The following is a 6,814-nucleotide window of genomic DNA, read 5'->3' as shown; positions in this document are numbered from 1 at the left end:
CATCGCCCCGCGCATTTTGAAGGACCCTGTACGTTGCAAATGCTCACCCTTAAGCAAAAAGGTTGCACCCGTTCGCTCACTAAAGGATGGCGCTTCGTCCAGTGGCGTTTCGCGTACACCGCCATCCACAGCCTTAATACGCTGATTGGCAGCCATAATTTCCTCGACCAGATTGCGATCATGTATGATCATGCCGATCCCCTTTGTTCTTTTAGATATTTGTAAACGGTGGCACGTCCAAGTCCTAAGCAGCGTGCAACATAGTTGGCTGATCCCTGCCCCTGAAAAGCCCCTTTGGTCTCTAACGCAATAACCAGATCACGCTTTTGACTTCGGCCAAGAGCTTGCAGACTAAGCCCGTTTTCCTTTAGCCAATCCTGAATAGAGATATTGATCCGCTCATGCCAATCATCACGGAACAGCGCGTCAACCTTTTCACTTTGTTTTCCATTATTCTCTTCGGGCTTACCTTCTTTTAGACCTTCTTCCGGTGCCCCCAGCATCATGCCAAGAACTTGATGCATCCGGTTCATTTCAGACATGTCCAGGTTTATACAGATCATAGCTTCGGCCTGATCGTTACTATTTCTCATGACGACACTGATGGACTTAAGGATTTTACCGTCCCAATTCACCTTGCGGTATGGCCCGAGCACACGATCGCCTTCGGTAAATTCCACCTCGTCCATATGGGACGGTGACCCAATTTCGCGGTTGGAATAGTTATTCGCCAGATAAACAATCTCTTGTGTTTTCAGATCGTGTATCACGACTTCAGCATGGGGATGCATTAATGCTGCAACCCCGTCTGCCATCGATTTATAAGTGTTAAAACTTTCCATAAATAGACATATAGTCTATATTAAGAATATGAGTCCAGAAATTATTTTTGCTCAATTTAATTCCCGGTAAATAAAAAACACAACCAATAACCTCTTACGGGTAAAGTTTGAAAAAAGATCTCAAAAATTTCTCATCAAATACTATTCACGCAGGCGGCTATCATTCAGCAGCTTAGATATACTTTAGGTAAGAAAATCAAAAACTACGCCAAGCTACATGAAGGAACTTCGAAACCATCCTTGGAATTTATGACAAAAATCCACCAGAAAACCTGACCCAATGTTAAACTTTTAAGTTGTGTAAGTTTCAAATAAAAAATATACTAATGCATATATTGTTATGTGAATGCTTCATAATAACAATCCGTCGGTTCAACCTTCGGCTTCATCATTATTTTTTACTGCTGATCATCCCGATTGGCTGATGGCTGATGGAATTTTTACGTGCCAAATATCCCCAATATTAACGATATTCCCACACGCAATACCACTATTGGTGTCAACATTCGCTATACCCGACTATTGAAAAATATGTCCGAAGATGATCTTGCGCACCATGTCGGTGTCAAATCATCCTATATTCATCAATGTGAAGCAGGACAAATCGAAGTTCTCCCTCCCCTATTACAAGATATCGCCAATGTACTCGGGGTCAGTGTGTCCAGCATCGTCAACACGAAAAAACGTGCTCCGGCTTGTAAAAAAAGCTATTTATCCAAAGCCTTGGAAGCCATAAATCATCTAGAGAATTTTATTGAAGGCCAACAAAGCAAGGCAGTCTAAGTTCCAAAGCGTCACATCAGCTAGAACCAGCGTTCAAACGACCCTGCTGATTGGCGCCCAAATTATTCTGGTCAAATTTAAACTAATCAAAATTATGCGGATCTATTCAGCCACTTTTTTCTCAAGCTGTTTAACAATGGCACCTGTAAAAGTTGTCACGCCTTCTTTTTTTGCAATTTTCTTGTGGTGCGCAAATAAAGTATTCACCGAAATGCCCAGTGTCTCAGCCATGGCGGCGTTGGATAATTCCGGGTGACTAATCTGTAACTTCAGAATTTTTTGCTGTATAGGCGACAGGGTAATATTGTCTCGGCTTAGTTGTCGTAACAAAGCATGTCCGGGGTAAAGCTGTTGATCCAGCTTCTCCGCCGCCAAAGCCAATAGCCCGGCATACTTGCGGTACAAGCTTTCAGCCGGCCCCTCTGTTGTCAGGATCAAGGCTGATTTTAAGTTATAACGGCCGGAAAAAATCACAACACCATCGTCCATCCCAAAAAACGACCATAAATTTTCGGCAATCACAGCCTGTTCCGAGTCTATAGAAATAGTATCCCGTGCCTCGGCAAAGGTATAACTTCTGCCCCACTGGTGAATAGCCTTGGCGACCGGACAAAAACGGTAAATTTGTGCAGCGTAATAGTGTTCTTGAAACCCCTCAGCAAGATGACCTTCCCAGTTATCCATCGTATCCGGGTACCAACGTTGAAAGAACAGACCATTGAACCCTAGACCAACAATCAGGTCTTTGGTCTCTCCAGGCGTTTCCGCCTGGAGAATATCTTGGGCAAATTTCAACTCTTTCACACTTACGCTTATCCTTGTGCCTGATATCGTTGTGCCTGGGCAAAAACATCGGGAAAAGCACGAACAGCCTGTCGCAACGTAACCTCTTGGACCATGGTATCTTCGTTTTTCCTGCCCGCCAAAGACAATTTAATCGGAACATATTCATGACCGCGATAATTCAACGGCTTTTCCCCCGTCGGCTTAAAACCATAAAGTTTCCAGAACCGCATCAACTTGGGATTTTCAACAATACCAATAACCGTTTTCAGGCCCATTAGTTCCGTATAACGTTTAGCATTTAAGAGCAAAGAACGAAAAATCCAGGGATTTTTTTCTCGTGCATTTTGCTCAACAGCCAATCGCTCCCAAATTGCTGTTCCTCCTTCGTCCATAGAAATAATGCGAATGCGCATCGTCCCACAAACGGCCCCGTTCCATTTGGCAATCAGATGAACAGAACAAAGATCATTGCCATCAAACTGCTCTTCTTCGGGTTCACCACCTTCATCCATAAAAACTTTCCGCCTGATGGCATAGGCCAGTTCCAATTCATCAAGACCTTTAACAATAGCGACATCAATAACAGACTTGGTCATCATCTTATCCTAACGTTTAAAGTGAACAAACACTCGCTAGAATAAATGCTGAAATTATTTTTCTCTCGCTAAAGATGTTTTTGATAATTAATGATGTCTGCCTGTTAGCCAAAAGTAATTACATTGAATTTCTTTTGTAAAAAAGGTCAACGAACTATTTATTTGACCAGATCACAAGCTCATTGCCACCTAGATCTTCAGCAGGCCAAAAGGCATAAATTAACCAGTTAATGGGTGCTATTTAACAGAACTCATTTGCCCCTAAGCCACAACACATCAACTTTCTGATAGGCAACATTCCAACAAAATCCACAATGAGCTAACTCCTTACAAAACAAGCCATACACCCCAAATATAGCCCCTTAAAAACCACGTACACACAACCACTATTATCGTCATGTGAAATTTTGCTTCTCAAAAGGCGTATTTTCAGGTTATAGTATTTGGAAAGTTGTTGACGTGAGTGCGTTACCTGAGTGTTTAGCGAAACCACTAGGGGGACACCAAGATGACTGTTTATGCAGGATATCATACAAGATATCTCGGCGGCGAAGATCAGAATTTGAACACTTCCAATACCAGCTCACTCTGGCTTCCTTTTTCCAATACATTTATTACAAATTTTATTTTTAAGAACATCTCTTTGATTAGAGCCTTATTTTTAAAACATTTTGCTTTCTATAATTTCCTTCAAACTCACTACCGCCCTCAATCACAGTTTTTGGCTTTCCCCCAAAAGCACCGTATTCACAGCCATTCTCCCCATAATCGCTTTTTAAAGCATAAAACCTCCCTACCCTGAGCAAGTATAGTTTGTGTCAACTTGCTAACTTCCCCGGCTTCCCTTAGCCGGGGATTTTTTTGAGCTTTATTATGAGAATAAAATAAGCAGCCTTTAAAACTATTGTTCTCCGTCACCAAGTCAGTATTATTTCCCGAGTTAGATTTCATTCAAGTCGTCAGGACTTTTCACAAAGGTAAAATAATGGCTGACATCGGGTTAGAATGCACCTGTGGCAAGGTAAAGGGCGTCGCACGCAATATATCACCAAGCACAGCAAGACGTGTAATTTGTTACTGTGAGGATTGTCAGAATTTTGCCAGAAAGCTTAACCGCGCAGATGATGTTCTTAATGCCTTTGGGGGCACCGAGATTTTTCAAATCACCCCATCGCAGGTTGAAATCACGCAAGGACAGGATCAACTGCGCTACTTGAAACTGTCAGAAAAGGGGATTTATCGTTGGTATACAGACTGTTGTAAAACACCCGCTGGAAACATGATTGGTCCCAAACTTCCCTTCTTAGGTATCGTCCACACCTTTATGGGCAAAGATAATGCCTGCGACAAAAGTTTGGGGCCTGTACGCTATTCCGTTATGGAACAGGACGCGATAAAATCACCTGTCACATCATCCACGGAAATGCCCAAAGCAGAAAGTTCAGCACCTAAATTCCCCATCAGCTTAATGATAAAGATTTTCGCGCGTTTATTCCTTGATTCCCTTGGCGGTAAAAACAAACCCAATGCTTATTTTAAGTCAGATGGAACACCCATTTCAGATTAGATTTCAAAGAGTAAAGCCAATATAGCCGCCACTAGATACAGAAGGTTAAAATTAAGAAATCAACATCAGACACAGATCGCGTTATTTTCGTTTCTGTGGCTGTGGCTTCACTCGAACACGGCAAGGTATTCTTGATTTAGGTCCATCAAAAATTTGCCCTATAGTTCTTAAAAGAGAAATAAGTGGTTTTAAAAGTACCATTGTGATCTTCCTTATTATTTTGCTTTTTGTCAGATCCAGTAATTTGGAACAGTCTTTTGGGGAACAGCTGTTTGGACTTTGATTTCCAAAGCCAAACACCCCATTACCTTGCGAGCAAATTTATCAAAGAGCACACTTTATTAACAAAGTTTAGTCTGTCAGAGAGTCTTTAAAATAGATTTAACATCATTCATGAATTACGAATAACCAGAATTATCGGTGACATAAGTTGCGGAAAACTGAATTGCGGATACGGTGCTTTATTCTTCAGAGTGGTTTTGACACCGTATAATCACTAAGAGAAGTATCGGCATCAAAGCCAAAAGTAATACCCGCAATTTTTTGCCCTGTCTCCGGATTAAAAATTGGCATTGTCACCGATATTTGAAACTTCCGGGTTGAGCTATCAAATTGAATTCGTGAAAAATTTATCCGCTTGTTATCTTTAAAAATACGGTTGTATTTCTGTTCATCACCTTGCCAATAATCCGATGTGATCTCACTAAGGCCCAGAATATACCCCTGATCATCAAAAACAAAAACTTCAGATATTATACCTTTGGATCTTTTCTTTATGCGTTTCAATTCTTTGGACAAGCCATTCCCTAGGATAGAAGTCATAAAAGGGGTTTCGGTTTTTTTGTTGTTTTTCCGGACTTCTATCCAGGTTGCATCTTGTTGTTTCTTACGATCAAGTAGCTCGTTATCCGTTTGACTATTGCCTTCCCTGTTCTCTAGGGCCTGCTGAACAATGACGGCTTGCAGATCCCCAAATGAAACATATAACTCGGCAAGGTCTGCAAGCCTTTGTTCTTCGGCTGCAGTTGGCTGTTTTTCGTCTGTGGGACAAAGATCGATCCGACGATTAAAATCATTTAGAAAGCCGGGGTTATCTTCTACAAAGTTATGAGAAAAATAAGCAACAAGCGGAACATAGCGCACAAAAGACGATCTGATATTTTCCAAGCCAAATTCTAATTCTTTAGCTGCCTGCAAAAAAGCGGCCTCATCAGCCAGGACATAATCAACCCGTTTATTTAACAGGACTTTGATCAGGCTTTTCATATTACTTGAAAAAGCAAGCTTCTCAAATTGATGTTCTCTCAGCCAGCTCCCTTCGTTGGATCCAAGAACACTACCAATCCTGTCATTAACGTTGGGAATTGGACCACCGGTTTTATCTAATGGCCCATTAAGACGAAAAAATTTCCATCTCTCAACAGCAAGTGGTTCTGTTGCAGTTCCCATTTTATTTAATTCACGATTGGGAATTTTCAGAAAAAGGCCATCCACTTTCCCCACGGTCATCAAGTGTCGGTTTCGATTAGGTGGCGAGAGCATGATTTGGTATTTGCGTCCCATCTGCGTAAAAACGCACCTCATGGCCTGTACCCCCGTTCCCGTCAGCTCTTTATCCTTCAAAAGCTGATAGGGCGGGTGCAGATGCGTTCTGACATTAATGGCATTATCACCTACGTCTGCGGCGGAACTAGGTGATAGCGGCAAACACCAAACAAAAGAAAGAGTGGCAAATATCTTTCGCAAAGCCTATTTATCTCCGAAATTAATCGCGATAATTACAAAGCCTTTACCTCTGTCAGGAAGATAGAGATATCTTGTTTTAACGCATCATTATTACGGCCCATTTCACCGATCACACTTTGCTGATTTTCTGCAAGTTTACCTGTTTCTTCTGCCGCTTGAGCAACTTTTTGAACAACACTGGCGACTTCGTTTGCCCCTTGCGCAGCTTCTTCCACGTTCCGGGCAATTTCGCTGGTTGCGGCCCCTTGCTCTTCGACAGCACTGGCAATTGCCCCTGTCAGCTCATCAATCTTGCGAATTGTATCGCCAATACCCAGTACGGCATCGGCAGCAGAGGCGGTTTCGTTTTGGATCTCATTAACTTTAATGCCAATTTCCTCGGTGGCCTGTCCTGTTTGTGTGGCAAGGTGTTTTACTTCACTCGCCACAACGGCAAAGCCTTTCCCGGCATCCCCAGCGCGGGCGGCTTCTATGGTTGCGTTCAAAGCAAGTAA

8 protein-coding genes are annotated in these 6,814 nt (G+C 42.3%); 2 read left to right on the top strand and 6 right to left on the bottom strand.

Going from position 1 to position 6,814, the window contains the following annotated elements:
• Both Q0241_RS16410 and Q0241_RS16405 read right to left on the bottom strand, forming a co-directional pair.
• A partial coding sequence (locus Q0241_RS16410) for a pyridoxal-phosphate dependent enzyme (protein WP_299379469.1) occupies nt 1-192 on the bottom strand: 192 nt, incomplete at its 3' end.
• Entirely contained in the window at nt 189-842 is a 654-nt protein-coding gene (locus tag Q0241_RS16405) for a PAS domain-containing protein (protein ID WP_299379466.1), read from the bottom strand. The genes Q0241_RS16410 and Q0241_RS16405, both read right to left, overlap by 4 nt.
• 444 nt (nt 843-1,286) lie before the next feature.
• Here Q0241_RS16405 and Q0241_RS16400 point away from each other — a divergent pair, with 444 nt between their 5' ends.
• Nucleotides 1,287-1,625: a helix-turn-helix transcriptional regulator gene (locus Q0241_RS16400; RefSeq protein WP_299379463.1), complete on the top strand. Its 339-nt coding sequence runs from the start codon at nt 1,287-1,289 to the stop codon at nt 1,623-1,625.
• 102 nt (nt 1,626-1,727) lie between these two features.
• Here the strand turns inward: Q0241_RS16400 and Q0241_RS16395 are convergent, their stop codons facing one another.
• Together Q0241_RS16395 and Q0241_RS16390 are read right to left on the bottom strand one after the other, a co-directional pair.
• Nucleotides 1,728-2,429 carry a hypothetical protein gene (locus Q0241_RS16395; RefSeq protein WP_299379461.1) on the bottom strand — a complete coding sequence of 234 codons (702 nt, stop codon included), beginning with the start codon at nt 2,427-2,429 and terminating at the stop codon, nt 1,728-1,730.
• Between the two features lie 8 nt (nt 2,430-2,437).
• Nucleotides 2,438-3,007, bottom strand: coding sequence for a hypothetical protein (locus tag Q0241_RS16390; RefSeq protein WP_299379458.1), 570 nt, complete (start codon nt 3,005-3,007; stop codon nt 2,438-2,440).
• A gap of 985 nt (nt 3,008-3,992) precedes the next feature.
• Here Q0241_RS16390 and Q0241_RS16385 point away from each other — a divergent pair.
• Nucleotides 3,993-4,574, top strand: coding sequence for a DUF6151 family protein (locus Q0241_RS16385; protein ID WP_299379455.1), 582 nt, complete (start codon nt 3,993-3,995; stop codon nt 4,572-4,574).
• Between the two features lie 468 nt (nt 4,575-5,042).
• Here Q0241_RS16385 and Q0241_RS16380 read toward each other — a convergent pair whose 3' ends face one another.
• The gene (locus tag Q0241_RS16380) at nt 5,043-6,320 is read right to left on the bottom strand and encodes a transporter substrate-binding domain-containing protein (protein WP_299379453.1); all 1,278 of its coding nucleotides are present in this window, start codon (nt 6,318-6,320) and stop codon (nt 5,043-5,045) included.
• Nucleotides 6,321-6,352: 32 nt separating this feature from the next.
• On the bottom strand, nt 6,353-6,814 hold a 462-nt coding region (locus tag Q0241_RS16375), incomplete at its 5' end, for a methyl-accepting chemotaxis protein (protein ID WP_299379451.1).

The sequence above is a fragment of the uncultured Kiloniella sp. genome, from assembly GCF_937128705.1.
In the GTDB taxonomy this organism is placed as follows: domain Bacteria; phylum Pseudomonadota; class Alphaproteobacteria; order Kiloniellales; family Kiloniellaceae; genus Kiloniella.
This window is presented reverse-complemented; position numbering and strand designations above follow the sequence as displayed.

Bases quoted from the DNA above. Each gene is read 5' to 3' on its own strand.
- Q0241_RS16405 (WP_299379466.1), bottom strand. From the start codon at position 842: ATGGAAAGTTTTAACACTTATAAATCGATGGCAGACGGGGTTGCAGCA.
- Q0241_RS16385 (WP_299379455.1), top strand. From the start codon at position 3,993: ATGGCTGACATCGGGTTAGAATGCACCTGTGGCAAGGTAAAGGGCGTC.
- Q0241_RS16390 (WP_299379458.1), bottom strand. From the start codon at position 3,007: ATGACCAAGTCTGTTATTGATGTCGCTATTGTTAAAGGTCTTGATGAA.